Genomic DNA, 26,101 nt, shown 5'->3' on the forward strand with positions numbered 1-26,101 from the left:
ACAGTTGTGCGCATCTGTCAGCTGATCGGCAGACAGACAGAGGTCAGCTGACGCGGGTGTGGTGGGCGGAGGAGTGGAGGGCTCGGGTGACCAGCCAGCCGCGTAAGGAGCCGAGGGCGGGTTCGAAGGAGAGGGGTTGCTCCCAGAGGGCTACGAAGACCGACTGGGTGATCTCCTCCGCTGCTGCGCTGGTGCCGGTGATCTTGAGGGCCACGCCGTACACGTAGGGGGCGTGCTGGTCGTAGGCGAGCATGAGTGCGTCGAGGTCGCCGGCGGCGAGCCTGTTTCTGAGGTCGGCGTCCGCGGACATCAGTCGCATCCCAGCGTGGCGGCGGCGCGGACGAGGTCGTGGGCCAGGGCTGTGTCCCCTTCGGCTGCATAGGGGAAGGCGTTGGGTGGCCAGCGGTTGGCCAGGAGGCGGCAGAAGTCGACCGCGTCTGCGGAGATCACCACGCTGACCCTGGCGGGGGTGGGTGAGAGGGGGATCGTCCAGGTGCCGCCGCCCGGGCCGGTCAGCATGATCGTGGCCGATACGTCTCGTCTGGGGCCTTTGAGAGCTCGGGGCAGGAGGGCCAGGCCGAGCTCGGCGATCATGCGGACGTGGCCCGGCGGCGGGTTGGTGCGGTGGCGGCCGGTGGCGGTGCGGATGTCGTCGGCGTGGGTCCAGGTCTCGAACGTCCGCTGGACGAGCGCGTGCCGCAGCGGGCCGCGGGCCGGGCGGGTACCCGCCAACTCCAACTCCACGTCGAGCAGTACGTCGGCGCACCCGGAGACGCGCTCGAGCAACCGGCCCGCCTGCTCGCGCCACCGCCGATGCACGCTGACGCCTCCGACGAGGGAACCACCGACCGCCTCGGGAGGCAGCGCGCCGTTCGGAGCGGCCGCCAGCCCCAGAGCCTCGCCGGCGGCGTAGGGAAGCAAGGCCGCCGCCGAGGCGGGGGGCGCGGCAGGAGTGGGAGGCGCCTCGGGAGGGGCGGCGTGGTTCGGAGAGGCGGGGGTGCCGTCGATGGCTGGCAGGGAGGTCGCATCGGGCTTCGGGCCGTTGGGCGGCTCTGGGCGGTCGGTCGTGGAGGAAGGGGTGGCGGCTCTCGGAGGATCGGTGGGCTCTTGGGAGGTACTGGCAGGGGCGAAAGCTGGCGCGGCCAGCTCCTGGCCTGCGGGTTCGTGATCTGCGGTGGCGGGGTCGCGTGGTGGGCCGGTGGGTGCGGGAGCTGGGGTGGCAGGGTTGCGGGGCGGACTGGGGGGTGCGGGAGGTGGGGTGGAGGGGCTTAGGCCCATGAGGTGGGCTACCGGGGTGTCGTTGGTGGTGAGGTGGGTGACCAGGTCGCGGATGGTGCCGTGGTTGGGGATGGGGGCGTTCCACTGCTCGCCGTTCAGGTCGGCCAGCAGCTCGTCCATGAGGGCGACCTGGGTGGCGTACGGCACGGCCAGCGCGGCCACCTGGGTCACCGCGGGAGTCCGTCTTCGGCGGGCCGTGGACAGGACGGCTTCGCGCAGGCGGGGTGGTGGGGTGGCGGCGTGGTCGGCCTCGACGAGGGCGATGGCCGCGCTGCAGTCGGGGCAGGCGGCTATGTGGTCGTCGGGGTTCTGCCCGTTGTAGAGGTACGGGTCCGTCATGGCTACCTCCGCAGCCCGACGCTAACCCGGCCCCGACCCGACGCCAAGCCCAGCAGGACGTCAATCACCGGACGTCAATCAATGGGCGTCACATCAATGGGCGTCACATCAATGGGCGTCACATCAAGGGCGTCGGTCGAGAGCCAGGCGGGAGCCGGGGAACGGGGACAGGAGGGTCTCGCGCCAGGGACCGGACAGGTAGTCGCGGGCCCGCTTGCTCCAGTCGAGCAGCCGCGGATCCCCCGGCACCTCGTCGTCCAGCCCGAGCGCCGCGTCCCTGGCGCGCTGCATGGCCAGGTGGGAGTCCAGCGACATGCCCCACAGCGTCACCACCTCGGTGTCGCAGAACAGCACCTCGTACAGGCCCACCAGGCGGTGCCCATAGGAGGCCAGCAGCGGCGCCCGCTCGGCGCGGACCGCCTCCAGGTACTCCAGTGCCGCGCCCGGCCGCACGGTGGCGGACTCGAAAAGGTAGAACTCGGCCGCGTAGCCCTCGGCGCACAGCGAAGACAGGGCCGGCGACCCGTGGACCGCGCCGAGCGGCCGGGAGAAGGCCGAGAAGCGCAGGTCGTCGATGTCGGACAGGAAGAGCTTGCCGTCGACGCCGGTGTAGATCTCCATCATCTGCCGCCACCCGCCGTCCCACCCGCCGTGGCAGTCCCACAGCGTGACGGCCTTGAACTGCGGATGGCCGGTGATGCCGACGGCGTAGAAGGCGCCGACGAGGTCGATCTCGCGGGACCTGATCGACATGCCCGAGGTGAGCTCGGGCGCCGACCGGAGGCGGTCCTCCTGCTTGTAGCGGGTCAGCCAGGTCAGGTACTCCAGGGGCCGCTTGGAGTTCATCGGCCGGAAGTCGACCTCTTCGAGCAGGTAGATGCCTCGCCGCACGACGGCCTCCAAACCGGACAAACCAAGCGTTTGCTCGAGAGAGTAGCACGCCGTACCGGAAAAAGATCAGTGAGGCTGGGGCCCGCGCCCGGTGAGCCACTCCAGGACCCGCCGGTGCCCGGAGGCGGCGTCCTCGTAGTGGCCCCACCGCCAGTAGCGGGGCTGGTCACGCAGTCCGGTGACCCAGGTGCGGAAGGAGACCGCGCCGTCTCCCGGCGCGACGCCGTAGGTGCGGATCACGACCTTGCCGCCGGGTGCGAACAGCACGTCGTCGGCGATCGGATAGAGGTTCAGCTGATCGAGCATGGCCCGATCCTCGCCAGGCCAGGAGGCCCGGTGGTTACGCCTCCGGCGCACCTCCGTTAAGCAGGCGCGCCGGAGGTAAACACGTTGTTACACCAGCAATCCGTCGAACTCTCCGTCCTTGACTCCGAGTACGAGCGCTCGGATCTCGTCGCGGGTGTAGATCAGGGCGGGACCGTCGGGGAAGCGCGAGTTACGCACCGCGACGCCGCCGTCGGGGAGCTCCGCGAGCTCCACGCAGTTGCCCTGCGAGTTGCTGTAGCGGCTCTTGCGCCAGGCGACCTGCTTGAGGTCTGCCGCGGGCATGCCGTTATAGGTCTGCTTCATCTACATCTTTCTGAGAAGACCGCCGATGAGCTCGACGGTGCCCCCTGGCGTGGTGCTCTCCACGCACAACTGCTCCATCGCAGTGAGGTACGGGTCGATGTCTTCACGCTTGTCCAGGTACAGGGCACCCCAGAGCTGCTCGACGTAGACAACGTCCGACAGGTCGGACTCGGGAAACCTCAAGATGCTGAACGCGCCCCCCTCGGCGGCGTGCATGCCGTACCTGAAGGGCATCACCTGGATGGTGATATTGGGAAGGGCAGCCACTTCCAGCAGATGCTGAAGCTGCTCACGCATGACCTCCCGCCCGCCGATGATCCGCTTGAGGGTCGCCTCGTCGATGACCGCCCACAGGCGTGGGCCGTCCTTCTGCGAGAATCGCTCTTGCCGTTGCATGCGCAGATGCACGCGGCGTTCTATCTCCTCCGGAGTTGCATCGGGGTTGCCCAGCTGGAACACGGCCCGCGCGTAGTTGGCCGTCTGCAGCAGACCAGGCACGAACTGCACCTCGTAGGTGCGGATCACGCTGGCCGCCTCCTCCAGTCCCACATACGTGGTGAACCAGGAGGGCAGGACGGCGGAGTACTTGTGCCACCACCCGGGGGTGTTGGCCTCGCGGACCATCTCGAGCAGGGCCCGGCGCTCGGCGTCGTCGACGACGCCGTACAGGGTCAGCAGGTCCTCTACATCACGTGTCTTGAACCCGACGCGGCCGAGCTCCATCCGGCTGATCTTCGACTCCGAAGCCCGGATGTGGAAGCCCGCCTCTCCGCGTTCCAGACCACTGGCCTCACGCAGGCGCCTCAGACTCGCACCGAGCATGATGCGCCGAACGGTCGAACCAGAGCCAGGCGGATCGATGGACACGTGCTGCTCCTTGGTCGTTTCCTTGCCACACAGTCTGTCACTTCACGGCCGAAAGATCATGGGCCGCGGACAAGATCCCCTTTCCCACTGATTGACCTTTTGATGACCAACGGTAGCGCCTGCAAACCCCCTATGCACGTGCATTCGCCCTTGCATCTGCACGAGAGTTTGGCGCAGAATGATCTACGTGCAATCCACCACGGCGCCCGGCCTGTGGACCACGTTCGACTGGTGGCCTCCGGTCGGGTGGTGGCCGGAGGCGGCGCGCGACCTGCTCGGCCCCGGCCAGTATGCGAGTCCGTGTGCGAGCGCGACGTTCGTACTCCCCCCGACCGCCTCCTCGGTGCACTCCGCGCGCAGCTACACCACGGGCGCGCTGACCGGCTGGGGGCTGGGCGAGCTGGTCGAGAACATGGAGCTGGTCGTCTCCGAGCTGGCCACCAACGCGCTGCGCCACGGGCTGCGGTTAGCCGAGCCGCGCTGCGAGCGCCCCGTGCACATGTCCCTGGTACGGCGGGGCCCCCTCGTCACCTGCGCGTTCACCGACCCTGGATCGTCGGTGCCGGTGCTGCGCTACCCGGGCCCGCTGGACGCCGGCGGATTGGGCCTGCACATCGTGGAGTCGCTCAGCCATCGCTGGGGATGGTCGGCGCTCGCGCCGTACGGGAAGATCGTCTGGGCAGTCCTCTCCTGACGGACAGTGATCTGCATTACCGTGGATGGTCATGGCTCACGGTGAGTCCCGCGCGAGACCCCATGAGAGTGCTGACCGATGGATGATCACCTGCTCGGCTGGCTGCGAAACCTTGATGAAGATCGGCTTGGCCGCATCCTCGAGAACAGGCCTGACGCGATAGCCCCGCCGTGGCCGCGGCGACTTGACACGCTCGCGCAGCGGCTCGGCAACGGCTTCGCCGTGATGGAGGCGCTGCGCGGCCTGCCGCTGCCGTGCCTGGAGCTGGCGCAGGCGTGCCTGGTGGTGCGGGAGGCGACGCCGGAACGGCTCGCGGAGTTCCTGGGCGTGCCGGTCGAGGAGCTGGCCCCGTGGCTGGACCGGCTCTACGATCACGCGCTGGCCTGGCCGGACGCCGCGGGTTCGATCCATCTGGCCGAGGCGGTCTCCCGCTGGTGGGCGGCTCCGCTGGGGCTGGGCGAGCCGCTTGAGCACTATCTGAACTCGTGGACGATCAGCACCGACGCGCTGCGGTCCCTGGCGCGCAACCTGGGCCTGCCGCCGCACGGCAACAAGCGCCGCACGATCGTGCGGGTGAGCGAGGTGCTGTCAGAACGTGAACGGCTGGACGCGCTGCTGAGCCACGCCCCCGAGGGCACGCAGCCGTTGCTGGAAGGCTTCGCCTGGGACGGGCCCGTGCGTGACGTCGACGGCGGCCGCTTCGTGATGCCGGGCTCGCCGGAGAAGTGGGCGGCCGATCACGGCCTGCTGTATCGGCCCAGCTGGCACGTGGCCGAGATGCCGCGCGAGGTCGCGCTCGGGCTGCGCGGCCCCGGCTACCATCCGCCGTTCACCTCCGAGGCGCCCGAGGTCGCCACGCTGCCGGTCGACCCCGAGGAGGTCGATCACCTGATGACGCTGGCCGCGCCGCACGTGGTCGAGCGGTGCGCGGCCCTGCTCGACAACACCGCCAAGACCCCGCTGCCGCTGCTGAAGACGGGCGGGGTGGGCGTGCGCGAGGTGCGCAGGGTGGCCAAGGAGACCGGCTGCGACGAGGACGAGACGCGGCTGCTGCTGGAGATCTGCGCCGTGGCCAGGCTGCTGGCCTGGGACGAGAAGTCGGGCGGCATGGTGCCCACCGACCGCTTCGACCGCTGGCGCCTGGACGAGGGCGCGGCCCGGCTGCGCGTGCTGCTGGCAGGCTGGTGGCGGATGGAGCGCTCGTCGCTGCGCAAGGTCGACGGCAAGTACGGCACGGTGCTCGGCGACGATCAGACCGGCGCCGCCGTCGCCCGGGTACGGCGGGCGGTCCTGGCCGTGCTGGCCCACCTGCCCGCGGGCACCGCCTACGCCGACCGGGCGAGCCTGGTGCGGAACGTGCATTGGCACGCGCCACTGCTCGATCAGGCGCTGCTGACCGAGTGCGCCTCCGCCGTGCTGGACGAGGCGCGGCTGCTCGGCCTGCTGGCCAACGACGCGCTGACCGATCTGGGCCGCGCGCTCGCCGGCCTGACCGCGCACCCGGGTGACGAGAGCGATGACACCGTGCCGCTGGTCGAGCACGACCCGGTCCTGGTCGAGGCGTCGACCAGGGCACTGGCCAGCGTCCGGCGCAGCGCGCTGTTCGGCCCCGACCTGACCGCGGTGGTGACGGGGCCGCCGTCCGCGGAGCTGGCCGCGCTGCTGGACCGGGTGGCCGAGCGGGAGTCGCGCGGCGCCGCGTCGGTGTGGCGTTTCACCACCGAGAGCGTGCGCGGCGCCCTCGACTACGGCTACGACGCCGACGAACTCCTGGAGGAGCTGTCCGGGGTGGGCACGGTGCCGCAGCCGCTTGAGTACCTGGTGCGCGACGTGGCACGCAGGCACGGCGAGGTCACGGTAACCACGGTGGGCTGCGTCGTGCAGGCCTCCGATCCGGCGCTGCTGGCCGAGATCGCCGCGCACAGGCGCCTGTCCAGGCTGGGGCTGCGGTTGCTGGCCCCGACCGTGCTCGTCAGCTCGGCCTCGGCCGACAAGACGCTGGCCGGGCTGCGCGAGCACGGCTACTCCCCCGTCCCCGTGGCCGACACCGGCGAGATCTCGATCAAGCGGACCAGGATCGAGGAGCCGCAGAACGGCAAGCTCATCCTGCTGCCCGGTGGCCAGGTCGCCGAGCTGGGCGATTTCGAGGCGCCGCCGCACGTGTTCGCCGATCCGGCGCCCGATCCGCACGAGCACGCGCGCCGGTTGATCACCGCCGGCCGTACCGTCGCCGAGCAGAACGGGCGGACCTGGGCGATCATCGGGCGGATGGCCACCCGGTTGCCGACCGCCCAGCAGTCGCTGCTCGGCTTCGTGGTCGATCGGGGGGTGCGGGCCGGGATCACGCTGACCGGCGGGCTGACGGCCACGATCAGCCATGGCGAGCTGCGCGCGGGCGCGCTGGACGCCTGGTGCGAGGAGGCCGGCGACTACCTGGAGTTCCCGCTGGCGGAGATCGTGGAGGTCAGGGGAGCTTACTAGCCTTCTCCAGGTTGGCCACGAGTTCCTCCAGCATGCTCGCGTACCCCTGGTAGCTGAACGGCGCCTCGGCCCGCCAGGGGTAGAGCTGTCCCGCCTTGACGGCCGGGAGCTTGGCGAAGGTGGGCTTCCTGAGCATCTCCTGCGGTGTCAGCGACTGCGTCCGCGTGTCGTAGAGGATCACGTCGGCGTCGTAGGTGTCGGCGTTCTCCCAGCTGAGCGTCTGGAAGAAGCCGCCCTTGTCCACGGTCGTGGGCTTGACGACGTCGAGGCCGGCGGTCATGAGGGTGACGATGTCGGGGTAGTCCGGCGGGTTGACGACCCACATGTTGTCGGCGCCGCCGGACATCATGAGGATCTTCAGTTTCCCGAACTTCTTGAGCTCCTTCAGCGCCGCCTGGAAGCGGGTCCTGGCCTCGGCGACGCCGGCCAGGTCGGCGCCCAGGGACGTGGCGAGCTCCTCGTACTTTCCGATCACCTGCTCGGCACTCCTGCCCGGCAGCATGATGCCGGCGGTGGGCGCGACCTGCTCGATCGTGGCCTTGGACTTCTCCGGCACGTACCAGAGCCGCCCCTGCTCCCACATGTTGCTGACCAGCAGGTCGGGGCGCAGCGCGATGTACTTCTCGACGTTGAACTCGTCGAAGACGTTGCCCAGCCCCTCGACCTTGGTGATGTCGACGTTGCCTACCTGGGGGTCGCGGCCGCCGTCCTTGAGCTTGTGCGGGCCGAAGACCGCCACGGGCCGCACGCCGAAGTCCCACAGCGCCGCCGCCGCGCCGACCTGGGCGACGATCCGGCTGGGGCGCCCGGGCAGCTCCAGCTTCTTGCCGCGGTCGTCGGTGAAGGACCACGCGGTGCCGGTCGCGGCGGTCTTCTCGAGTGCGGGCTGGGTCCCGCACGCGGCCAGCGTGAGGACGGCGGTGGCCACCAGGAACCCCCTGCGCGTCAGCGACATCTCATCTCCTTAGGCTAGGCTTGCCTTACTTGAGGCACATTAGATTAGCCTTACCTAAATTTGACGATGAGGGAAGGGGGGCAGGTGCGGCCTGCTGTACTGGCTGGGGGGTTGTTCGCGGCGCTGGGCCTGCTCGTCCTGGTCGCGGCGGCGAGCGTGGCGCTGGGCGCCCGGTCGATCCCGCTGCACACCATGCTCGACGCTCTCGCGGCGCCCGGCACCTCCAGCGACCACACGGTCGTGCGCGAGGTGCGCATCCCGCGCACGCTGCTCGGCGTCGGTGTCGGCGCGGCGCTCGGCCTGGCGGGGGCCCTCATGCAGAGCCTGACCCGCAACCCACTGGCCGATCCCGGGCTGCTGGGCGTCAACGAGGGCGCCGCGCTCGGCGTCACCGTCGCGATGGGGCTGCTCGGGCTGTCCGACCCGGCCGTCTATGTGTGGTTCGCCTTCGCCGGGGCGGCGCTGGCCTCCGTCGCGGTCCACACGCTCGGCTCGGCCGGCCGCTCGGGCGCGGGTCCGGTACGGCTGGCGCTGGCAGGCGTGGCCCTGGGCATGGTGTGCACGGCGGTCGCCTCGGCGATCCTGCGCATCGACCCGGAGACGTTCGACCGGATGCGCTTCTGGCTGACCGGCTCGCTGGCCGGCCAGACCCCCGACGTGCTGGTACGGCTGGCGCCGTTCCTGGTGGCCGGGTTGGTGCTCGGCCTGCTGCTGGCCCGCCCGCTGAACATGCTGTCGCTGGGCGAGGACGCGGGCAAGGCGCTGGGCGTGGCCGTCACCAGGACCCGGGTGCTGACCGCGGTGGCCGTCACGCTGCTGTGCGGCTCGGCCACGGCCGCGGCGGGACCGCTGTGGTTCGTCGGGCTGGCGGTGCCGCATGCCGTACGCGCGGTCGTCGGGCACGACCAGCGCTGGGTGCTGCCGTACTCGGCGCTGGTCGCGCCGGTGCTGTTGCTGGCGGCCGACGTCGCGGGCCGCCTGGTGGCGGTGCCGGGCGAGGTCCAGGTCGGCATCATGAGCGCGGTGGTCGGCGCCCCGCTCTTCATCCTGATGGCCCGGCGCAGGAGGCTGGCGGCGCTATGACGATCCGGTTCGGGTCCTGGTCGGTGCGGGTGGCGCCGCGGGCCCTGGTCGTGGGGGCCTTGCTGGTGGCCGTCGCGTTCGCGGTGACCGTGGTGGCGATCTCGACGGGCGAGTACACCGTGGCCGTCCCCGATGTGCTGAAGGCGCTGTTCGGGCAGGGCACGCCGGTGGCCGAGCTGATCGTGGGCAGGTTGCGCGCCCCGCGGGTGGTCACCGGGTTGCTCGTGGGCGCCGCGTTCGGCGTCAGCGGGGCGATCTTCCAGAGCCTGACCCGCAACCCGCTGGGCAGCCCCGACTTCATCGGTTTCACCGCCGGCGCCTCGACCGGCGGCATCCTGGCCGTGGTGCTGGGCGGCTCGGCCATGGTGATCGCCGGTGGGGCGCTGGCGGGCTGCCTGGTGACCGCGGTGCTGGTGTACGCGCTGGCGTTCCGGCGCGGGGTGCAGGGCTACCGGCTCGTCCTGGTCGGGATCGGGGCGAACGCGCTGCTCGTGGCCGTCAACTCCTACCTGCTGACCCGGGCCGACATCAACGACGCGGCCACCGCGGGAGCCTGGCTGACCGGGAGCCTGGGCGGGCGCGGGTGGGACCATGCGATCCCGGTGGGGGTGGCGCTGACCGTACTGCTGCCGCTGGTGGCGTGGATCTCGCGGCCGATGCGGATGATCGAGATGGGCGACGACGCGGCGCGGTCCATGGGGATCAGGGTGGAGGCCGTGCGCGCGGGCGCGGTGGTCGCCGGGGTCCTGCTGTGCGGGGTGGCCACCGCTGCGGCCGGGCCGGTGATCTTCGTGGCGCTGGCGGCGCCGCAGATCGCGCGGCGGCTGGCGCGCTCGCCCGGCGTCACGATGATCTCCTCGGCGCTGGCGGGGGCGGTGCTGCTGATCGCGGCCGACCTGGTGGCGCAGCGCGTGATCGCGCCCTCCCAGCTGCCCGTCGGCGTCGTCACCGCCGCGATCGGCGGCACGTACCTCGCCCTGCTCCTGCGAAAGGATCGCCACTGATGGACCGGTTGACAGGCAGCGGGCTGACGCTCGCCTACGACCAGCGGATCGTCGCCGACGAACTGGACGTGACGATCCCTGACCGATCGTTCACGGTGATCATCGGGCCGAACGCGTGCGGCAAGTCCACGTTGCTGCGCGCGCTGGCGCGGATGCTCAAACCCCGCCATGGCGCCGTCCACCTGGACGGAAGCGTGATCACCTCGCTGCCGTCGAAGGAGGTGGCGCGGCGGCTCGGGCTGCTGCCGCAGAGCTCGATCGTGCCCGACGGGATCACGGTCGCCGACCTGGTGGCGCGTGGGCGGTATCCGCACCAGCGGCTGATGCGGCAGTGGTCGCCGGCCGATGAGCAGGCGGTCTCCCACGCGATGACCGCCACGGACGTGGCGGGGCTGGCCGACAGGATCGTGGCCGAGCTGTCGGGCGGGCAGCGGCAGCGGGTGTGGCTGGCCATGGCGCTGGCGCAGGAGACGCCGATCCTGCTGCTGGACGAGCCCACCACGTATCTGGACATCTCCCACCAGATCGAGGTGCTGGACCTGTGCGCCGAGCTGCACGAGGCGGGCCGGACCCTGGTCGCGGTGCTGCACGACCTCAACCAGGCCTGCCGCTACGCCACGCACCTGATCGTCATGCGGGACGGCGCGATCGTGACCGAGGGTGATCCCGCCTCCGTCGTCACGCCGTCGCTGGTGCGGCAGGTGTTCGACCTGCGCTGCGAGATCATCCCTGATCCGCAGACGGGGACGCCGCTGATCGTGCCGGAGGCGCGCAGGGTCCGCGAGAGGGCATGAAATAGGCGGTCGGACAACGTCATGTCGGGCGATCGTCGCGTGATTTCCGGTGACAGCATGCTGGCCTAGGCGCACGCGAACTTCCATGACAGATTGCAATTTTCCGGTTACAGGCTTCCGGAAACGGGAGGAATGCCATGGACCCGCAAGGCAGTCCCGGTGAGCGGCACCTGCAGGAGCAGTGCGGCACGCAGGCGCGGGCGGCCCGCTTCTACGCCGACCAGATGCTCGATCATCTGAACCCGCGGATGCGCGAGTTCATCGCCCTGCAGGAGATGGTGTTCGTCTCCACCAGCGACGGGCGGGGCGAGTGCGACGCGACCTTCAGAGCGGGCCCGCCCGGGTTCGTGACCGTGCTGGACGACCGGACGGTCACCTTCCCGGACTACCGGGGCAACGGGGTGATGGCCAGCCTCGGCAACATCGTCGAGAACCCGCACATCGGGCTGCTGTTCGTCGACTTCTTCCGCGACCTCATCGGCCTGCACGTCAACGGCCGCGCCGCCGTGGTCGCCGACGAGATCATGCGCGCCGCGCATCCGATGCTGCCGGTGCCCGACATTCCCGGACGGCGGGCGGAACGCTGGGTGGTGGCCTCGGTCGAGGAGGCCTACATCCACTGCTCCAAGCACATCCCCAGGCTGGCCAAGCTCCCCCGCCAGCGGCACTGGGGCACCGACGACGTCAAGCGCAAGGGCGGCGACTACTTCGGCGTCAGGGCGTTCGCAGCAGGCTCTCCGCCAGCGCGGTGATGCCGCGTCTGGCCCTGTCCTGGCCGTACCGTTCGGTCAGGACAGCGGTCAGCTCCCCGCTCAGCGCGGCCAGCAGCGCGTGGGCCAGCACGTCGGCGTCCTGGGACGGGCATGCCTCCCCCAGCAGGATGGCCAGGTGGCGGTGCCAGAAGCGGTAGGCGCCGATGCGGTAGCGCGCGCCGGGGCTGGCCGTCTCCGACATGCGGGTCAGGTCGAGGTGGCCGAAGAGGTAGTCCAGGTAGGCCTCGACGAAGGCGATCAGCCGTTCCCCCGCGTCCGCACCCGGGCCGAGCGGCGGCGGGCCGGACAGGATGCGTTCCTGCAGGTCGCGCTCGCGCGCGTCCAGCAACGCCACCGCGAGCCCGGACTTGTCGCCGAAGCGGCGGAACAGGGTGCCCTTGCCCACCCCCGCCTCGGCGGCGATCGCGTCCATGGAGACCGCCTCGACGCCCTTCTCCGCGAAGAGCCGGGCGGCGGCCGCCAGGACCTTCTCCCGGTTCCTGGCCGCGTCCGCGCGCTCCCTGACCGGTTCCGGGCGCAGGAGTTCCAGTCTTGACGAAGCGGACTGCGGTCCGTTAACTTCTCCCACAACCGGACTGTAGTCCAAATTCATGGGAGCTCACAATGACCACCATCACCCGCGAGGAACTGCACGCGTCGCTGGACGACGTGATCGTGCTCGACACGCTCGGCGGCCAGTACTACGAAAGCCAGCACCTGCCCGGCGCGGTCGCGCTGACCGAGGGCGAGATCGCCGAGCGCGCCGCCGCGCTGCTGCCGGACAAGGACGCCGCGATCGTCACCTACTGCTCGAACCCGGCCTGCAACAACAGCAAGGCCGTCGCCGGCCGGCTGACCGCGCTCGGCTACACCAACGTCCGCCGCTACGTGGAGGGCATCGAGGACTGGACCGAGGCGGGCCTGCCCGTCGAATCCAGCGTCGCCGACTGAGCCCCGGCACGCCGGTCAGACAGTTCCGCCCCACCGAACGGCGAGCCTCGGCGTCGTCGACGGCGTTCAGTACCCGGGATTCCACGTCGCGCATGCGGCCCACGATCTTATGAACCCTTTGCGGTGTTCGTGGCGATACAGGTCATGCGCGCCGTCGTGTGGGTCCTTGTCGTGCCCTTCGCCGTCTGGGCCGCCCTGCGGGTGTCCGGGCTGGCGCCGGTGTTCCGGTGGGTGCAGGTGGTGGCCTTCACCCCCTATGCCGCGCTCGCCGCGATCATCCCCCTCGCGCTCGCGGGGGCGCTGCGGCGGTGGGTTGCCGCCGGGGTCGCGCTGGCGAGCGCGGTGGCGCTGGGGGTGGCCGTGCTGCCCAGGTTCTTCGGCGACGGCAACCCGGAGGCGGGCGGGATGGCGCTGCGGGTGCTGTCGGCCAACCTGGAGGTGGGGTCGGGGGACGCGGCGGAGCTGGAGGCGCTGGTGCGGCGGCTGCGGCCCGACGTGCTCACGCTGCAGGAGCTCACGCCCGCCGCCGCGGCCCGGCTGGCGGGGGTACGGCGCCTGCTGCCCCACGTGGTCGACAGGTCCGCCCCGGGCGCGTCGGGGTCGGGGATCTTCTCGCGGTTCCCGCTGTCGGAGGAGCCGGTGATCGAGGTGGGGTTCCGGCAGGCGCGGGCCGTGCTCCGGCCGCCAGGCGGGCCCGCGGTGGAGATCGTGTCGGTGCATCCCTGCGCGCCGCGGTTCGCCTTCCGGGCCGCGTGCTGGGCTCAGGGGCTGCAGGCGCTGCCCAGGGCGGGCGGGATGCCGCGGGTGCTGGCCGGCGACTTCAACGCCACGCTCGACCACGCGCCGCTGCGCGACCTGCTGGCGAGCGGCTACCGGGACGCCGCGGACGTCACCGGGCAGGGACTCACGGCCACCTGGCCGATGCGCGAGTGGGGGCTGCTGCCGGGCGTCACGATCGACCACGTGCTCGCCGACGCGCGCATCGCGATCCGCTCGTACGGCGTGCAGACACTCACCGGGACCGACCACCGGCCGGTGTTCGCGGAACTCAGGTTGCCGTGATGCGGATGTCGCTCACGCGGACGGCGAAGCCCTTGCCCACCGGGGCGGCGGCCATCGCGCCCGCCAAGGCGGGCTCGGCGGGCGGGAAGTAGGCCAGGCGCATCTGGTGCTCCGGCGGCTCGTCGTCGAGCCCGTAGCGGACGGTCACCGCGTCGCCCTGCCGTACCAGCTCGAACGTGACCCGCCGGACCGGGCGCGGCAGCGGCAGGACGGACCAGTCGGACGCCTCGCGGGTGACGACCGTGCTCAGGTGGAAGGCGCCGTCCACGTACTCGACGCCGGCCTTGATCCAGTTGTTCTCGTCGATGCGGAGCACCGCCCCGGCCTGGTCGTACTGGTCGGCGTACTCGCCCGTGAACGTGACCGCCAGGCGCAGGTCGCCGGGTAGCACCCGGCCGAACAGGTGGGCGTTGTCGAAGGTGTAGCCGTAGTGAGTGCGCCGCCACAGGTCGGTGCCCTCGTCGCAGAACAGGCTCAGGCCGTCGTCGGCGGTCCATTGGCGGGGCGGGTTCATCCACTGCCAGCCGGAAGCTCCGAAGGCCATGATCATGACCGTTATCCTGCCACGATCGGCGTTCCGTAGTAAGCGGGCAAATCACTCCACGGTGCCGATCCTGCTCGGTCGGTGACCGCCACCGTGCCCGCCAGCCTCGCCGCCCTGCGCAGCGTGGACTCCCTCGCGTGCCCGGGCACGTCGTGGATCACGTGGCAGAACCGACCCCTGGCCTGGTCGCGGGCCCAGGCCGGCTCGCGCGTGGCCCGGTAGGCCGACAGCGGGCCGTCGAAGGTCACCACCACGTCGGCCAGCTGCGCGTAGCCCGGATCGGGGTAGACGCCCGGGTTGAGGGCGATCGTGCCGCGGACGCCGTCGACGATCTCCCGGTAGTGGTCGAGGCGGTCCGCACCCGAGGCCACCTGGTCCAGGTAGACGCCCCGCAGGCCGTACCAGGAACGGTAGTGCCGCAGGTCGGCGCGGACGTCCTCGATCGGGCGCAGGCCGAAGTCGGTGTCGACGCGGCCGAGCACCTGGATGCCCGCCCCGAGGAGCCTGGTGACCAGCGTGGCCAGCGCGGGGTCGCGGGCCACGCCCGGACCTTCCTCCACGTCTATGACCACCAGGTCGGGCGGGGTCTGGTGCAGTCTCGGCCAGGCGTGCGGGTGGCCTGGGCGGAAATACGCCAGCACCAGCATCGCAGGGGCCGGTCCCTGGTCGGGCTTGACGCCCACCGCGGTCGGCATCGTCATGTCGTCCCACCTCCTGTGCCTGTCGGCCGCCATTCCCCCGGCCATGTCACCTGGTTCGCGTCTCGCGCCTGCGTGTGGGGGGTCGCCGGGCTCTGGGTGGGCCACGGCGCGGTCGGAGCCTCAGCGAGATCGACGCTCGCCTCGCTTCCGGATGCGTCCTGGCCGGATGGGTGCGTCGCGCCCTCCCGCCAGGGGTGCCGGGCGGTGGTCCAGAGGGATTCCAGGGTGGCGCGGAGCGGGATCTCGGGCCGCCAGGCGAGGGACTCGGCGGCGCGGCTGATGTCGGCGGCCTGCCAGGGAATCGCGGGTGCGCGGGTGGCGCCCGGGACGACGCGCGTGCCCGGCCGGGCGATCTCGACGAGCGTCGTGATGAGGTCGCGCACGGCTGTCGCCCGGCCGCTGCCCACGTTCACCACCGGCGGCAGCGCTCCCTGGGCCCGTACGGCCAGCGCCACGGCCCGAGCCACGTCCCGCACGTCGACGAAGTCCCGGTAGACCTCCAGCCCGCCCACCACGAGGTCGCCGTCCTCGCGCAGCCCGCGCGCCAGGCGCATCGGCAGCGACTCGGGCGGCGCGCCCGCGCCGATCACACTGAACACGCGCAGCACCACGGCGTCCAGGCCGTCGGCCGCGGCGGCCCGCACCAGCTCGGTGGCGGTCAGCTTGGTCACGCCGTAGTCGCCTGCCGGACGGCACCCGGCCTCCTCGCCGATCAGCGGCCCCATCGGCACGCCGCCGTACTCGGCCGCGCAGCCCACGTGCACGAACCTCGCCTTGGGCGCGGCGGTCGTCACCGCGTACAGCAGGCGGGCCACGGCTACGGCGTTCGCGCTGGTCAGGGTGTGTACGTCGCCCGTGATGGCGCCCGCGCAGTTGACCACCGCGTCGGGGGCCACCTCGTAGAGCAGGCCGGTGAGGTCGTGGTGCGAGGCCGTGGCCAGGTCGATCCGCTCGCGCGGGGCCTCGACGACGTCGTCGCCGCCGCCGAGCGCCTCCCGTACGTGCCTTCCGATGAACCCCCCGGATCCGAACAGCAGAATCACGCCACGCCTTTTCTTCTCGCCCGTTTATGTGAAGCCCGAATTCCGACATTTCCCAATTTCTCCCCCTGGGAAAATGCGGCTCAAGCAGAGGACTTTATAGCGGATTCCCTCACCCGCCCGCCCTGCAATCCCCCGGATACACATCCCCAGAATCGCGGCACCGTATCCCACCTGCCCGGGATACGCGGCCGCGAGGCCACGGGGACGAAGCGTCGTAACGGCGGCCGGCCCCATGTCACCGGCGTAGCGTCCCCCTGGACAGGGCCCGGCCCCGTGCGGCGGGTGGCGGCGGCGGCTCGCCGTACAGCAGAAAGGATCAGCCTGGTAACGGTCGGTCCGCGGGACATCTAGAGTTTGAGGTGTGGTAGAGCCGAAGTTCGAGATCCAGATGCTGCACGACCGGGTGATGATCCGGCTGGAGCCGGCGGCCGAGGAGCGCAGGAGCGGGTCGGGCATCGTCATCCCCGCGACCGTGAAGATGGCCAACCGGCTGGTCTGGGGCGAGGTCTGCGGCGTCGGGACGTTCGTGCGTGCGGTGAAGGTGGGCGACAAGGTCCTGCTCAGCCCCGATGACCAGCTCGAGGTCGAGGTGCAGGCGCAGACGTACCTGGTCGTGCGCGAGCGCGACCTGCACGCCGTGGCCACCCAGGAGACCGATCACGGCACGGGCCTGTACCTCTGACCTCTCCCGGGTGGCGGGCTCCGTGAGCCTCAGCTCGGCGTGTAGACCAGGTAGGGCTCGTTCTTCTTCCACGAGGCGGCGGTGATGTCGGCGAGCACCTGCGTCGTCTGCCCCTGCAGGTCGAGCGCGACGACCTGGTAGGCGCCGCCCTGCTTGACGACCGCGAGCAGGTGGTCCTCGTCCCACCATCCCCACGACCGGTTGACCTGCACGTTGACCCGCTTGCCGAGCTTGCCGCTCGAGGCGTCCCAGAGGCAGAGGTCCTCGTCGTAGCGGGCCGGGCAGTACGTGACCAGCTGCTTGCCGGAGGGCGAGAACGCGTCCTCGCCGCCGGCCAGTGCCCCGATGCCCGTGAAGGTCCGCTCGACCTGCCCGTTCGGCCGGTAGAAGCGGACGCCGTCCTTGTAGGAGGACACCAGGCTGCGCCCGTCGGGGCTCCACTCGAAGTACGCGTCCTTGGCGACGCCCGGCACGGTGACCGTCCTGGCCTTCCGTGCGCGGACGTCGACGGTGACGAAGCCCTGCGCGAGCCACTTCTTGCCGCTCTTGCGCTGGATCGTGACGACGACCTTCCCGCCGTCCCGCGTCCAGTACGGCGCGTCGGTGACGAGCGGCTGCTTGACCGTCTTGATGCGCACGGACTGCCGCGGGCCGGGGCCGATGACGATGACCGAGTCGCGGTTGCCCGCATAGGTGGTGGACAGGCCTACGGCCCTGCCGCCCTTGGGCGCCGGGATCAGTTCCACGAAGCCCTTCTTGGCGGTGAAGGTGTCGGCGTCCTTGTCGCGCAGGTACGGCTTGTCGGTGGCGAAGGCGGCGACCCGCTTCGGGTCACCCGGCTGCTCGTGCAGCGTGACGCCGACGTGGGGGATCTCGATGTCCACCGGGTCGTCCAGGCGCGACGCGGCGGCGGATGGCGCGGCGATTCCCAGGACCGCCAGGCCCACGAGTAAGGGGAGCGTTTTCACGGCGGCAGCCTAGTGGATCATCGCCGCGAAATGCGCCCCATTATTGTCCCGAAATTTCGACTTATTGGATGAAGCGTTGGGCGACGTCGATCAGGTCGATGCCGATGCTCTTCATCCCGACGTAAACGATGACCGCCGCGGCCGCCACGGTCACCACCAGCACGACGATCCGGACGGTCCAGCCCTGGCGTTTGTACCATTCCGTCCACGCGTGCAGGGTCCGCTTGCCGAACTCCAACACCCGGTGTGCCCAGTGGAACTCGGTCGCCAGTACGGCCAGCCCCGCGAACACCACCAGCCAGCCCGGCCCGGGGAACGGCACCATGATCAGCCCGCCCACCACCATGACGGCGCCGATCACGCCGATCACGATCTTCAGCGTCAGAGCGCCGGTACGAGTCGACCGGACACCGTCCAGCCAACCGTTGATCCCGGTACGCCGCTCCTGCACCTCTTCGGACACCCTTCCCCCGCGATAGTTCACACACTTGGTCTGCATCATGCAACGTCCCCGCCCGTGCTATCGCTTCCCCCCTCGTCCGGCAAGGCGCCCAGCCAGGGGGCATTGACCCGAAGCGGGTTGATGGAATCAGGAAATTAGGTAAATTTTCTGGCCTGACCAGGCGGGTTGCGGCAAACATCGGTTAATGTCGGGCATGCCCGAGGTCATGCTTCGCACCGTCACAGGCCCCATCCGCGCGGCCGCGATCACCGGTGCCGTACTCCCCCACGAGCACCTGCGTACCGACATGCGCTGGGCGGTCGGCATCGATTCCGACCCGCACCGCTGGCTGGACGAGGAGCACACCGTCACCGGCGAACTCCGTGAGCTGCGCCAGTCGGACCAGCTCGGCCTCGTCGTGGACCTGACCTGTCTGGGTATGGGACGCGACGCCGCCGCCCTGGCCCGCATGTCCGCCGGCACCCGCGTCCCGGTGATCGCCGCCACCGGTCTGTTCACCGAGCCGTTCTCGCACGTCGGCGACGAGAGCGTGGACTCCCTCACCCGCCGCCTGATGGGCGAGATCACCTCCGGCCTGGACGGCACGGGCGTCTTCCCCGGCGTGATCGGCGAGGTCGGCTGCTGGGGCCCCGAGCCCACCCCCGCCGAGGAGCGTGCGCTGATCGCGGCCGCCCGCGCCTCGATGTCCTCCCGGCTCCCGGTCGCCACCTATGGCCAGGACAGCCTGGGCCTGCTGGAGATCCTCCTCGGCCAGGGCCTGGCGGGCTCGAGCGTCAGCATCGGCTACACCGGCGCCGACGTGGCCGCCGCCCGCAAGATCGCCGAGGCGGGCGCGTACGTCAGCCTCTCGTCCCTCAACCTCGAGCAGACGGCCCGCCTCGCGCTCGCCCTCATCGAGGACGGCCACGCCGACCGCCTGCTGCTCAGCACCGGCATCAGCCGCGTCGCCCAGGTCCAGCGGTACGGCGGGCCCGGCTTCGCCCACCTGTTCCACCTCCTCCTGCCCCGGCTCCGCGAGCACGGCATCCCCGAGGAGACCATCCACACCATCACCCACGCCAACCCCATCCGCTGGCTCACCACCACCGCCTGACGTACTCGACGTTTCCTGTACGGCGAGCGGCGGAAACCCCCCGTGCGCCGGGATTGACCTCAAGTTTGGTTGAGGTTGCAGGGTTGGCCCATGACGTTCACACAGGCGGAACTCGACTTTCTCGGCACGCAGTTCCTCGGGCGGCTGGCCACGGTCTCACCCGAGGGCCAGGTGCAGGCCAGCCCCGTGGGATTCTTCGTGGACTCCGAGTCCGGGACGATCGCGGTCGGCGGGCACAATCTGGGCACGTCCAAGAAGTTCAGGAACATCCAGGCCGGCAGCACGGTCGCGATCGTGGTCGACGAACTCGCCTCCACCAACCCGTGGCTTCCCCGCGGCATCGAGATCCGCGGCACCGCCGAGGCGCTGACCGGGCAGGAGCCTCCCATGCCGGGCTTCAGCGGGGAGCTCATCCGGATCACGCCCAACAAGATCATCTCATGGGGTCTGGACGGTCCGCCGTCGAACCGGAGCGTGTGAAAACTGGCTAGGATCCGGGGGTGGTGAGCGAGCACACGCATCGGGACGGCCGTCTGCGCCGGTCCATGTCCCGCCTGACCAGGCTGGGTGACGTCCCGGTCGTGTTCATGCTCGCGTGGGCCGGCTGGCTGGCCGTACCGTGGTCCTTCGGCGGCCTCGCCCAGGCCCGCGCCGCGGCCGCCGCGGCCGCCGCCCAGGCCGAGCCTCCCGCGCTCCTGTCGGTACGGCAGGCCGCCCCCGCCTCGCCGTGGGGCATCTCCCCCCAACCCGCGCAGCCCATCACGGTCCGCTCCCCCCGCGACCCGCAGGCGCAGGTCGCCGAGGACGCGGTGGCGATGGAGCGGGCCAGGATCGCCGGGGAGGTGCATGACGCCGCCGGGCACGGGCTGGCGGCGATCGCGATGCAGGCCGGGCTGGCGCTGGTGGCGCTGGACGACGATCCGGACCAGGTGCGCGCCTCGCTGCAGGCGATCCGGGAGACGAGCACCCGGGCGCTCGGTGAGTTGCGGGCCGCACTCGACAGCCTCGACCCGCGGCCCGATCTGATGGGGCTCATCCAGGGCGTGCGGGCCGCGGGGCTTCCCGTCGACGTCGAGCCCGCGCAGCCGACCACGCCCGCGCACCTGAGCGGCACCGTCTACCGCGTCGTGCGGGAGTCGCTGACGAACGTGCTCCGCCATGCCGGGCCCACCCGGGCGCTGGTGCGGGTGACCAACGATCCGTGCGAGTTCGTCCTGGAGGTCGCCGACCGGGGCCGCGGCTGGACCGGTGCCGCCGAAGGGCGCGGGCTGGCGGGCATCCGGGCTCGCGTGGCCGACCAGGGCGGGCAGCTGTGGGCCGGGCCCAGGGAAGGCGGCGGCTTCCAGGTCGTGGCCCGATTCCCCACCACCCGGGCATGACCATCAGGGTCGCGGTCGCCGATGACGAGGCGGTCGTGCGGATGGGGCTGCGGGCGCTGATCGAGCGGGAAGCCGACCTGGAGTTCACCGGTGAGGCGGGTGACGGCGCCGGGGCTCTGGACCTGCTGCGCCGTACTCGGCCCGATGTGCTCCTGCTGGACATCCGGATGCCGGGCATGGACGGCGTGGAGACGTTACGCGCCATCGCGGCCGACCCTGGGCTGGCGGGGGCGAGGGTCGTGGTGGTGACCACGTTCGCGGTGGACGAGTACGTGTTCGCCGCGCTGCAGGCGGGGGCGAGCGGGTTCGTGCTGAAGGACAACGCGCCCGACGAGCTGGCCAACGCCGTGCGGGTGGTGGCCAGGGGCGAGGCGCTGCTGTCCCCGGCGGTGACCAGGAAGGTGATCGGCCTGTTCGCGCGGCACGGCGCGGAGCCGGTCGAGGGCCTGGAGCACCTGACGCCGCGGGAGCGCGAGATGGTGGCCTGGGTGTCGACCGGCCGGTCCAACGAGGAGATCGCCAGGGAGCTGGTCATCAGCCCCGACACGGTCCGTACGCACGTCAGCCGCGCCATGGTCAAGCTGCGCGCCCGCGACCGCGCCCAGCTCGTCGTCTTCGCCATGCGAGCCGGACTCACCCCGCCCGGCTAGACCCGGCGCTACCTGAGGAAGCCCTCGTAGTTGCGCTGCTGGAGCTGGGCCTCGATCTGCTTGACGGTTTCGAGGCCCACGCCGACCATGATCATGATGCTGGTGCCGCCGAAGGGGAAGTTCTGCACGGAATTGGGGTCGCGCAGGACGGCGAAGGCCACCAGCGGCAGCAGCGCGAGGATCCCCAGGTAGCCGGCGCCGGCCGCGGTCAGCCTGCTGAGCACGTACGACAGGTGGCCCGCCGTCGGCTTGCCCGGCCGCAGGCCCGGCACGAAGCCGTTGTAGCGCTTGATGTTGTCCGCGATCTCGACGGGGTTGAAGGTGATCGACACGTAGAAGTAGGCGAAGCCCACGATGAGCAGGAAGTACGCGGCCATGTAGAGCGGATGCGTCCCGCTCTTCAGGTTCCGCGCGATCCAGCCCCCGACCGGCTCCCCCAGCAGCGGCGCCACCAGCGACGGCAGGTAGAGCAGCGACGAGGTGAAGATGACGGGCACGATGCCGGCCTGGTTGACCTTGAGCGGGATGTAGGTGGCCGTCCCGCCGTACATGCGCCGCCCCACCATCCGCTTGGCGTACTGCACCGGGATGCGGCGCTGCGCCTGCTCCATGAAGATCACGGCCGCCACCAGCGGCACCGCCGCGGCCAGCATCAGCGCGAACCCGAACGGGCTCATCTGGAACACGCTCGACATGTACGCCGGGAAGACCGCCACGACCTGGGTGAACATCAGGATCGACATCCCGTTGCCGATCCCCCGCTCGGTCACCAGCTCGCCCAGCCACATCACGGCCGAGGTGCCCGCGACCATCGTGACCACGATGACGGTCACGGACAACAGCCCGTCGTGGAGCAGCAGCGGCCGCTTGCACCCCTGCATGAGCTGGCCGCTCCTGGCCAGCGCGACGTCCGCGGTCGCGTAGAGCACGGCCAGCCCCACGGTCAGATACCGGGTGTACTGGGTGATCTTCGCCTGCCCCGACGACCCCTCCTTCCTGAGCCGTTCCAGGCGGGGGACGACCACGGCGAGCAGCTGCATGAGGATGCCGGCGGTGATGTACGGCATGATGCCCAGCGCGAACACCGACAGCTTCAGCATCGCGCCGCCGCTGAACAGCTGCACCATGTCGGCCAGCCCGCCGCGCGCGGTCCCCACGCACTCCTGCACGGCCACCACGTCCACGCCCGGCGAGGGCAGGATCTGCCCCAGCCGGAACAAGGCGATCACCCCAAGGGTGAACAGCAGCTTCTTACGCAACTCGGGCACACGGAAGGACCTGGTCAGCACGCTCAGCATGCCCCGAGTCTGGCGACGCCCGCCCGCGAGATCGTCACCGCGGACGCGGCATCGGCCTACGCAAATCCGCGTACGGCACACTGGGCGGATGGTTCCACTCTGGGTGGTCAGCGGGCCGCCGGGCGCGGGCAAGTCCACGGTCGCCGCCGCCCTGCTCGCCCGCCTCACCCCGGTCCCCGCCCTGCTCGACAAGGACGCGGTCTACGGCGACTTCGTCGCGGAGATCCTGCGGGCGTACGGCAGGCCACCCGGCGAGCGGGAGGGCCCCTGGTACGACGAGCACGTCAAGCGGTTCGAGTACGCGGGGCTGACCCGGCTGGCCAGGCAGATCAGGGCGCGTGGCTGCCCGGTGATGCTGGACGGGCCGTTCACCACCCAGGTGCATTCCGCCTCGGCGTGGGCGTCGTGGACGGACGAGCTGGGTGGTGGGCCGATCCACCTGGTCTGGGTCCGCTCTGACGGGGCCACGCTGCGGGAGCGGCTGACGGCGCGCGGGCTCGGGCGTGACACGGGGAAGCTGGGCTCCTTCGAGGAGTACCTGCGTGCCATCCGGGTGGATGAGCCGCCGGCCGTACCGCATCTGGAGATCGACAACCGGAGCGGGGCTCCGGGGCTGGACGAGCAGCTCAGCGCGGCGGGTATGCCGCCGCGAGCACCCCGGGCAGGCGCGGCACCAGACGCGTGAACAGCCCTTCCTCGTAGGCGGCGTCGGGCTGGTTGGCCAGCTGCTGCGACAACAGTCCCGCGATCAGGCTGGACGCGAGCGCCAGCCCCTCCTCGCTCGCGGCGTCCTGGTTGAGCTCGCCGAGCTGGACCGCGCCGCGGATGACGGTGGCGAAGTGCTCGTGGATGGCCAGCGCCGGGGCGTAGGCCTCCTGCGACGGCTGGAATCCGGGCACCGGGCGCCAGAACAGCAGCTGAGCGAGCACCTGGTTGGCCATGATCCAGCGGGCCCCGGCCTCCATGGACGCGCCGAGCGCGCGCAGGCCCGCGAGTCCCGTCGCGGCCTGCCGTACGGCCTGCAGGTACTGCTCCTGGCCGCGCGTGAACAGCGCGTCGTAAACGGCGTGGCGGGACGGGAAGTACTTGTACAGCGACGGCGGCTGGATGCCAAGCCGCCTGGCCACGGTCGACAGGCTCAGGCCCGCGACGCCGTCCTCGGCCATCACCTCGAGCGCCAGGTCGAGGATCTCGGCCTGCGTCTCCGCCCTGCGCCTCGCCCTTCTGTCGGTCATGCTATGTAGCTTAAGCTATAGGTAGTAGCCAAAGCTATGAGGGGGAGCCTCGTGTCTCGCGACATCGTGCTGACAGGCCTGCGGCAGAACAACCTCAAGAACATCTCGCTGCGCGTGCCCAAGGAGAAGCTGACGGTCTTCACCGGCGTTTCCGGGTCGGGCAAGTCGTCGATCGTGTTCGGCACGATCGCGGTGGAATCCCAGCGGCAGCTCAACGAGACATTCAGCGCATTCCTGCGCAACCGGCTGCCCAAGCACGAGCGCCCGCGCGCCGACGCCATCAAGAACCTGACCACGGCCGTGCTCGTCGACCAGCGCCCCGTCGCGGGCAACGCCCGCTCCACGGTCGGCACGATGACCGACATCCACGGCATCCTGCGCGTCCTCTTCTCCCGGTACGGCGAGCCCTCCGCCGGCCCGGCCACCGCGTACTCCTTCAACGATCCGCAGGGCATGTGCCCGGAATGCGACGGGCTCGGCCGGACGATCCAGCTCGACCTGGACAAGGCGCTCGATCAGGACCTGTCGCTGAACGAGGGGGCGATCCGGCTGCTGCCGGTGGGCAGCTGGGCCTGGGGGCTGTACGCGAAGTCCGGGCTGTTCGACCCCGACAAGAAGCTGCGCGACTTCACCGCCGAGGAGCGTGAGCTGCTGCTGTACGGCGGGGGCTTCAAGGTGGGGCGGGGCAACACCTACGACGGCGTGGCCAGCCGCTTCGACCGGCTCCATCTCAAGCGCGAGGCCGACGCTCTGGACGAGTCGGTCAGGCCGCTGGTCAGGGAGGCCACCTGCCCTTTGTGCGGCGGAGGACGGCTGAACGAGGCGGCGCTGCGTTCCAGGATCGGCGGGCGTACCATCGCCGACTACTGCGCGTTGGAGGTCTCGGACCTGATCGAGGTGCTCGACGGGCTGGACAACCCGGTCGCCCTCGCCGCGGCCACGGGGCTGCGGCGGATCGAGGCGATCGGGCTGGGATACCTCAGCCTGGGCCGGGAGACGCCGACGCTGTCAGGCGGGGAGGCGCAGCGGCTCAAGACCGTGCGGCACCTGGGCTCGTCGCTGACCGGGATGACCTACATCTTCGACGAGCCCAGCGTGGGGCTGCATCCGCGGGACGTGCACCGGCTCGGCGAGCTGCTGCTCGAGCTGCGGGACAAGGGCAACACGGTGCTGGTGGTCGAGCACTCCCCCGACGTGATCGCGCTCGCCGACCACGTGGTGGACATGGGGCCAGGAGCCGGGGCCGACGGGGGTCGGGTGGTGTACGCGGGCACGTTCGCGGGGCTGCTCGCGGGTGACTCGATCACCGGGCGCGCGCTGCGGCGGTCGCGGGGCGTCAAGCCATCGGTGCGGGCCGGTGCCGGATACTTCACCGTTTCGGGGGCCTCGCTGCACAACCTGCGGGACGTCACCGTGCAGGTGCCCCGGGGTGTGCTCACGGCGGTCACGGGCGTGGCCGGGTCGGGCAAGAGCACGCTGATGACGCAAGTGCTCATCGAGCAGCACCCGTCGGCGATCCTCATCGACCAGTCGGGTATCGGGGTCTCCTCCCGTGCCACCGCCGCGACGTACCTCAACGCGATGGACTCGTTGCGCAAGCTCTTCTCCCGGGCGCACGGCGTGCCCGCGGCGCTGTTCAGCTTCAACTCGCTCGGCGGCTGCCCGGCCTGCCAGGGACGCGGGGCGATCAAGACGGACCTGGCGTTCATGGACCCGGTGACGCGCACCTGCGACGTGTGCGGCGGCAGCCGCTACAGCGCCGAGGCCCTGTCGTACACGGTCGAGGGGCGCACGATCGCCGACGTCCTCGCCCTGACCGCCCGGGAGGCGGCCGCCCTCTTCGACCTGCCCGGCTTCGCCACCATGGACGAGCTCGGGCTCGGCTACCTCACGCTGGGGCAGCCGCTCAACACGCTGTCGGGCGGCGAGAGGCAGCGGCTCAAGCTGGCGCACCGGCTGCACGAGACCGGCAACCTGTACGTCTTCGACGAGCCCACCACCGGGCTGCACCTGGCCGACGTCGACCGCCTCCTCGCGCTGCTCGACCGGCTCGTGGACAGCGGCAACACCGTTGTCACCGTGGAGCACGACCTGGAAGTGGTCAAGCACGCCGACTGGGTCATCGACCTCGGCCCCGAGGCCGGGCAGCAGGGCGGCCAGGTGGTCTTCGAAGGCACCCCCGCCGAGCTGGCCGAGGCCTCCACCTGGACGGCCAAGTACCTGGCCAGAAGCCTGCCCGACGTGTAGGCGTCCCTCCCGGAGTC

Annotated in this window: 30 protein-coding genes; 15 read left to right on the forward strand and 15 right to left on the reverse strand. The window is 70.9% G+C overall.

The window, feature by feature from the left end:
• Positions 1–43: 43 nt before the first annotated feature.
• The 6 genes from ACIBHX_RS12795 to ACIBHX_RS12820 form a co-directional block, all read right to left on the reverse strand.
• Positions 44–310: a sigma factor gene (locus tag ACIBHX_RS12795; protein ID WP_397066975.1), complete on the reverse strand. Its 267-nt coding sequence runs from the start codon at positions 308–310 to the stop codon at positions 44–46.
• A complete protein-coding gene (locus tag ACIBHX_RS12800; RefSeq protein WP_397066976.1) occupies positions 310–1,617 on the reverse strand; it encodes a hypothetical protein in 1,308 nt (435 codons plus the stop codon). The genes ACIBHX_RS12795 and ACIBHX_RS12800 overlap by 1 nt, the downstream gene beginning before the upstream one ends.
• Before the next feature lie 123 nt (positions 1,618–1,740).
• Positions 1,741–2,508: a hypothetical protein gene (locus ACIBHX_RS12805; protein ID WP_397066978.1), complete on the reverse strand. Its 768-nt coding sequence runs from the start codon at positions 2,506–2,508 to the stop codon at positions 1,741–1,743.
• A gap of 66 nt (positions 2,509–2,574) precedes the next feature.
• Positions 2,575–2,814, reverse strand: coding sequence for a hypothetical protein (locus ACIBHX_RS12810; protein ID WP_397066980.1), 240 nt, complete (start codon positions 2,812–2,814; stop codon positions 2,575–2,577).
• 87 nt (positions 2,815–2,901) lie between these two features.
• Complete coding sequence (locus ACIBHX_RS12815; RefSeq protein ID WP_214326735.1) at positions 2,902–3,138, reverse strand: DUF397 domain-containing protein; 237 nt, start codon at positions 3,136–3,138, stop codon at positions 2,902–2,904.
• A complete protein-coding gene (locus tag ACIBHX_RS12820) occupies positions 3,139–3,960 on the reverse strand; it encodes a helix-turn-helix transcriptional regulator (RefSeq protein ID WP_214326867.1) in 822 nt (273 codons plus the stop codon).
• 223 nt (positions 3,961–4,183) lie between these two features.
• On the opposite strand from ACIBHX_RS12820, the gene ACIBHX_RS12825 reads away from it, so the two are divergent.
• Together ACIBHX_RS12825 and ACIBHX_RS12830 are read left to right on the forward strand one after the other, a co-directional pair.
• Positions 4,184–4,699 (forward strand): ATP-binding protein, encoded by a 516-nt coding sequence (locus ACIBHX_RS12825; protein ID WP_397066981.1) that lies wholly within the window; start codon positions 4,184–4,186, stop codon positions 4,697–4,699.
• A gap of 78 nt (positions 4,700–4,777) precedes the next feature.
• The gene (locus tag ACIBHX_RS12830; protein ID WP_397066983.1) at positions 4,778–7,180 is read left to right on the forward strand and encodes a helicase-associated domain-containing protein; all 2,403 of its coding nucleotides are present in this window, start codon (positions 4,778–4,780) and stop codon (positions 7,178–7,180) included.
• Here ACIBHX_RS12830 and ACIBHX_RS12835 read toward each other — a convergent pair.
• Positions 7,164–8,135 (reverse strand): ABC transporter substrate-binding protein, encoded by a 972-nt coding sequence (locus tag ACIBHX_RS12835; protein ID WP_397066985.1) that lies wholly within the window; start codon positions 8,133–8,135, stop codon positions 7,164–7,166. The two genes, ACIBHX_RS12830 and ACIBHX_RS12835, sit on opposite strands and share 17 nt — an antisense overlap.
• Before the next feature lie 84 nt (positions 8,136–8,219).
• On the opposite strand from ACIBHX_RS12835, the gene ACIBHX_RS12840 reads away from it, so the two are divergent.
• The 4 genes from ACIBHX_RS12840 (at position 8,220) to ACIBHX_RS12855 (ending at position 11,768) form a co-directional block, all read left to right on the forward strand.
• Positions 8,220–9,218 carry a FecCD family ABC transporter permease gene (locus tag ACIBHX_RS12840; protein WP_397066987.1) on the forward strand — a complete coding sequence of 333 codons (999 nt, stop codon included), beginning with the start codon at positions 8,220–8,222 and terminating at the stop codon, positions 9,216–9,218.
• Positions 9,215–10,222 (forward strand): FecCD family ABC transporter permease, encoded by a 1,008-nt coding sequence (locus tag ACIBHX_RS12845; RefSeq protein WP_397066989.1) that lies wholly within the window; start codon positions 9,215–9,217, stop codon positions 10,220–10,222. Before ACIBHX_RS12840 ends, ACIBHX_RS12845 begins: the two co-directional genes overlap by 4 nt.
• Positions 10,222–11,016 carry an ABC transporter ATP-binding protein gene (locus ACIBHX_RS12850; RefSeq protein ID WP_397066991.1) on the forward strand — a complete coding sequence of 265 codons (795 nt, stop codon included), beginning with the start codon at positions 10,222–10,224 and terminating at the stop codon, positions 11,014–11,016. The genes ACIBHX_RS12845 and ACIBHX_RS12850 overlap by 1 nt, the downstream gene beginning before the upstream one ends.
• 137 nt (positions 11,017–11,153) lie before the next feature.
• On the forward strand, positions 11,154–11,768 hold the full coding sequence (locus ACIBHX_RS12855) for a pyridoxamine 5'-phosphate oxidase family protein (protein WP_397066993.1): 615 nt from the start codon (positions 11,154–11,156) through the stop codon (positions 11,766–11,768).
• Here the strand turns inward: ACIBHX_RS12855 and ACIBHX_RS12860 are convergent.
• The gene (locus ACIBHX_RS12860; RefSeq protein ID WP_397066994.1) at positions 11,731–12,357 is read right to left on the reverse strand and encodes a TetR/AcrR family transcriptional regulator; all 627 of its coding nucleotides are present in this window, start codon (positions 12,355–12,357) and stop codon (positions 11,731–11,733) included. The two genes, ACIBHX_RS12855 and ACIBHX_RS12860, sit on opposite strands and share 38 nt — an antisense overlap.
• Positions 12,358–12,392: 35 nt before the next feature.
• Between ACIBHX_RS12860 and ACIBHX_RS12865 the strand changes: the two genes are divergently transcribed.
• Together ACIBHX_RS12865 and ACIBHX_RS12870 are read left to right on the forward strand one after the other, a co-directional pair.
• Entirely contained in the window at positions 12,393–12,719 is a 327-nt protein-coding gene (locus ACIBHX_RS12865; RefSeq protein WP_397066996.1) for a rhodanese-like domain-containing protein, read from the forward strand.
• A gap of 144 nt (positions 12,720–12,863) precedes the next feature.
• The gene (locus ACIBHX_RS12870; RefSeq protein ID WP_397066997.1) at positions 12,864–13,781 is read left to right on the forward strand and encodes an endonuclease/exonuclease/phosphatase family protein; all 918 of its coding nucleotides are present in this window, start codon (positions 12,864–12,866) and stop codon (positions 13,779–13,781) included.
• Here the strand turns inward: ACIBHX_RS12870 and ACIBHX_RS12875 are convergent.
• The 3 genes from ACIBHX_RS12875 to ACIBHX_RS12885 are packed head-to-tail and all read right to left on the reverse strand — an operon-like array spanning position 13,768 to position 16,069.
• Entirely contained in the window at positions 13,768–14,331 is a 564-nt protein-coding gene (locus ACIBHX_RS12875) for a DUF1349 domain-containing protein (protein ID WP_397066998.1), read from the reverse strand. The genes ACIBHX_RS12870 and ACIBHX_RS12875 overlap by 14 nt on opposite strands.
• Positions 14,332–14,336: 5 nt before the next feature.
• Positions 14,337–15,026, reverse strand: coding sequence for a spherulation-specific family 4 protein (locus ACIBHX_RS12880; protein WP_397067000.1), 690 nt, complete (start codon positions 15,024–15,026; stop codon positions 14,337–14,339).
• Positions 15,023–16,069 carry an NAD-dependent epimerase/dehydratase family protein gene (locus ACIBHX_RS12885; protein ID WP_397067001.1) on the reverse strand — a complete coding sequence of 349 codons (1,047 nt, stop codon included), beginning with the start codon at positions 16,067–16,069 and terminating at the stop codon, positions 15,023–15,025. The genes ACIBHX_RS12880 and ACIBHX_RS12885 overlap by 4 nt, the downstream gene beginning before the upstream one ends.
• 361 nt (positions 16,070–16,430) lie before the next feature.
• On the opposite strand from ACIBHX_RS12885, the gene ACIBHX_RS12890 reads away from it, so the two are divergent.
• A complete protein-coding gene (locus ACIBHX_RS12890) occupies positions 16,431–16,751 on the forward strand; it encodes a GroES family chaperonin (RefSeq protein WP_397067002.1) in 321 nt (106 codons plus the stop codon).
• A 29-nt stretch (positions 16,752–16,780) separates the two neighbouring features.
• Here the strand turns inward: ACIBHX_RS12890 and ACIBHX_RS12895 are convergent, their stop codons facing one another.
• Positions 16,781–17,719, reverse strand: coding sequence for a hypothetical protein (locus ACIBHX_RS12895; RefSeq protein WP_397067004.1), 939 nt, complete (start codon positions 17,717–17,719; stop codon positions 16,781–16,783).
• Positions 17,720–17,780: 61 nt separating this feature from the next.
• Positions 17,781–18,182, reverse strand: a complete 402-nt coding sequence (locus tag ACIBHX_RS12900; RefSeq protein ID WP_397067005.1) for a TIGR02611 family protein — start codon at positions 18,180–18,182, stop codon at positions 17,781–17,783.
• A 193-nt stretch (positions 18,183–18,375) separates the two neighbouring features.
• Here ACIBHX_RS12900 and ACIBHX_RS12905 point away from each other — a divergent pair, with 193 nt between their 5' ends.
• The 4 genes from ACIBHX_RS12905 to ACIBHX_RS12920 all read left to right on the forward strand — a co-directional run bounded on the left by ACIBHX_RS12905 (position 18,376) and on the right by ACIBHX_RS12920 (position 21,304).
• On the forward strand, positions 18,376–19,275 hold the full coding sequence (locus ACIBHX_RS12905; RefSeq protein WP_397067007.1) for a phosphotriesterase: 900 nt from the start codon (positions 18,376–18,378) through the stop codon (positions 19,273–19,275).
• Positions 19,276–19,365: 90 nt separating this feature from the next.
• Entirely contained in the window at positions 19,366–19,755 is a 390-nt protein-coding gene (locus ACIBHX_RS12910) for a PPOX class F420-dependent oxidoreductase (protein ID WP_397067009.1), read from the forward strand.
• Between the two features lie 23 nt (positions 19,756–19,778).
• Positions 19,779–20,654 carry a sensor histidine kinase gene (locus ACIBHX_RS12915; RefSeq protein WP_397067011.1) on the forward strand — a complete coding sequence of 292 codons (876 nt, stop codon included), beginning with the start codon at positions 19,779–19,781 and terminating at the stop codon, positions 20,652–20,654.
• A complete protein-coding gene (locus tag ACIBHX_RS12920) occupies positions 20,651–21,304 on the forward strand; it encodes a response regulator (protein WP_397067013.1) in 654 nt (217 codons plus the stop codon). The genes ACIBHX_RS12915 and ACIBHX_RS12920 overlap by 4 nt, the downstream gene beginning before the upstream one ends.
• Positions 21,305–21,312: 8 nt before the next feature.
• Here the strand turns inward: ACIBHX_RS12920 and secY are convergent, their stop codons facing one another.
• Positions 21,313–22,602: a preprotein translocase subunit SecY gene (secY, locus tag ACIBHX_RS12925; RefSeq protein WP_397067015.1), complete on the reverse strand. Its 1,290-nt coding sequence runs from the start codon at positions 22,600–22,602 to the stop codon at positions 21,313–21,315.
• 88 nt (positions 22,603–22,690) lie between these two features.
• Here secY and ACIBHX_RS12930 point away from each other — a divergent pair, with 88 nt between their 5' ends.
• Positions 22,691–23,287, forward strand: coding sequence for an AAA family ATPase (locus tag ACIBHX_RS12930; RefSeq protein WP_397067016.1), 597 nt, complete (start codon positions 22,691–22,693; stop codon positions 23,285–23,287).
• On the opposite strand, the gene ACIBHX_RS12935 is transcribed toward ACIBHX_RS12930, so the two are convergent.
• On the reverse strand, positions 23,229–23,837 hold the full coding sequence (locus ACIBHX_RS12935; protein WP_397067018.1) for a TetR/AcrR family transcriptional regulator: 609 nt from the start codon (positions 23,835–23,837) through the stop codon (positions 23,229–23,231). The genes ACIBHX_RS12930 and ACIBHX_RS12935 overlap by 59 nt on opposite strands.
• 51 nt (positions 23,838–23,888) lie before the next feature.
• On the opposite strand from ACIBHX_RS12935, the gene ACIBHX_RS12940 reads away from it, so the two are divergent.
• Complete coding sequence (locus ACIBHX_RS12940; protein ID WP_397067020.1) at positions 23,889–26,084, forward strand: excinuclease ABC subunit UvrA; 2,196 nt, start codon at positions 23,889–23,891, stop codon at positions 26,082–26,084.
• Positions 26,085–26,101: the final 17 nt, after the last annotated feature.

The organism is Nonomuraea sp. NPDC050536 (genome assembly GCF_044457685.1).
GTDB lineage: Bacteria > Actinomycetota > Actinomycetes > Streptosporangiales > Streptosporangiaceae > Nonomuraea.

What these genes read in the sequence shown, in the direction of transcription:
- ACIBHX_RS12845 (WP_397066989.1), top strand. Translation starts at nt 9,215, where the DNA reads ATGACGATCCGGTTCGGGTCCTGGTCGGTGCGGGTGGCGCCGCGGGCC.
- ACIBHX_RS12830 (WP_397066983.1), top strand. Translation starts at nt 4,778, where the DNA reads ATGGATGATCACCTGCTCGGCTGGCTGCGAAACCTTGATGAAGATCGG.
- ACIBHX_RS12850 (WP_397066991.1), top strand. Translation starts at nt 10,222, where the DNA reads ATGGACCGGTTGACAGGCAGCGGGCTGACGCTCGCCTACGACCAGCGG.
- secY (WP_397067015.1), bottom strand. Translation starts at nt 22,602, where the DNA reads ATGCTGAGCGTGCTGACCAGGTCCTTCCGTGTGCCCGAGTTGCGTAAG.
- ACIBHX_RS12870 (WP_397066997.1), top strand. Translation starts at nt 12,864, where the DNA reads ATGCGCGCCGTCGTGTGGGTCCTTGTCGTGCCCTTCGCCGTCTGGGCC.
- ACIBHX_RS12810 (WP_397066980.1), bottom strand. Translation starts at nt 2,814, where the DNA reads ATGCTCGATCAGCTGAACCTCTATCCGATCGCCGACGACGTGCTGTTC.
- ACIBHX_RS12815 (WP_214326735.1), bottom strand. Translation starts at nt 3,138, where the DNA reads ATGAAGCAGACCTATAACGGCATGCCCGCGGCAGACCTCAAGCAGGTC.
- ACIBHX_RS12865 (WP_397066996.1), top strand. Translation starts at nt 12,393, where the DNA reads ATGACCACCATCACCCGCGAGGAACTGCACGCGTCGCTGGACGACGTG.
- ACIBHX_RS12880 (WP_397067000.1), bottom strand. Translation starts at nt 15,026, where the DNA reads ATGACGATGCCGACCGCGGTGGGCGTCAAGCCCGACCAGGGACCGGCC.
- ACIBHX_RS12920 (WP_397067013.1), top strand. Translation starts at nt 20,651, where the DNA reads ATGACCATCAGGGTCGCGGTCGCCGATGACGAGGCGGTCGTGCGGATG.
- ACIBHX_RS12820 (WP_214326867.1), bottom strand. Translation starts at nt 3,960, where the DNA reads ATGCTCGGTGCGAGTCTGAGGCGCCTGCGTGAGGCCAGTGGTCTGGAA.
- ACIBHX_RS12795 (WP_397066975.1), bottom strand. Translation starts at nt 310, where the DNA reads ATGTCCGCGGACGCCGACCTCAGAAACAGGCTCGCCGCCGGCGACCTC.
- ACIBHX_RS12825 (WP_397066981.1), top strand. Translation starts at nt 4,184, where the DNA reads ATGATCTACGTGCAATCCACCACGGCGCCCGGCCTGTGGACCACGTTC.
- ACIBHX_RS12875 (WP_397066998.1), bottom strand. Translation starts at nt 14,331, where the DNA reads ATGATCATGGCCTTCGGAGCTTCCGGCTGGCAGTGGATGAACCCGCCC.
- ACIBHX_RS12935 (WP_397067018.1), bottom strand. Translation starts at nt 23,837, where the DNA reads ATGACCGACAGAAGGGCGAGGCGCAGGGCGGAGACGCAGGCCGAGATC.
- ACIBHX_RS12835 (WP_397066985.1), bottom strand. Translation starts at nt 8,135, where the DNA reads ATGTCGCTGACGCGCAGGGGGTTCCTGGTGGCCACCGCCGTCCTCACG.
- ACIBHX_RS12855 (WP_397066993.1), top strand. Translation starts at nt 11,154, where the DNA reads ATGGACCCGCAAGGCAGTCCCGGTGAGCGGCACCTGCAGGAGCAGTGC.
- ACIBHX_RS12930 (WP_397067016.1), top strand. Translation starts at nt 22,691, where the DNA reads ATGGTTCCACTCTGGGTGGTCAGCGGGCCGCCGGGCGCGGGCAAGTCC.
- ACIBHX_RS12800 (WP_397066976.1), bottom strand. Translation starts at nt 1,617, where the DNA reads ATGACGGACCCGTACCTCTACAACGGGCAGAACCCCGACGACCACATA.
- ACIBHX_RS12905 (WP_397067007.1), top strand. Translation starts at nt 18,376, where the DNA reads ATGCCCGAGGTCATGCTTCGCACCGTCACAGGCCCCATCCGCGCGGCC.
- ACIBHX_RS12910 (WP_397067009.1), top strand. Translation starts at nt 19,366, where the DNA reads ATGACGTTCACACAGGCGGAACTCGACTTTCTCGGCACGCAGTTCCTC.